The organism is Umbribacter vaginalis, assembly GCA_001552935.1.
Classification (GTDB): domain Bacteria; phylum Actinomycetota; class Coriobacteriia; order Coriobacteriales; family Eggerthellaceae; genus Berryella; species Berryella vaginalis.
The window spans coordinates 660-1,066 of sequence record KQ959704.1 but is presented as its reverse complement, the minus strand read 5'-3'; the positions used below and the strand labels follow the sequence as shown (position 1 = coordinate 1,066).

Here is a 407-nt window from a genome sequence, read left to right as displayed (position 1 = left end):
GATAAGCCCTTGCTCTTTGAGTGCAGACCAGTCGAGAAAATCACGCTCCAAGACAACGCCATCAGCGAACGATAGCAAGGTTGGTTGTATTTCTTCTCGTGATGCCGATCGATAAATAATGATGTGCATGGTAGTGCTCCTTTATAGCCTAATGACTGCGCTCATAAGTAGGTGATAGACGCTTGCCTGTTGTAGGATCTTCCCAGTGTCCTTTTTCAGGAGAGTAAGGGCGACCTGGATCAATAAGTTCTCTTTTTTCTCTATTTCCTATTCCTAATTTGTGTTTTAGCTGATATTCATATGCTTCATCTTGTTGTGAATAAGGAAAAAATTTACCATCACTTGTCATTAAACCTTTAATTACATTATATTTCGGTGGTATTGCTTTCACTTCGGGTTGGTCTACA

Annotated in this window: 1 protein-coding gene; it reads right to left on the bottom strand. The window is 40.3% G+C overall.

Annotated elements, in window-relative coordinates; all coding sequences use genetic code 11:
- Positions 1-148: 148 nt before the first annotated feature.
- A partial coding sequence (locus HMPREF3190_RS07435; protein WP_449676224.1) for a hypothetical protein occupies positions 149-407 on the bottom strand: 259 nt, incomplete at its 5' end.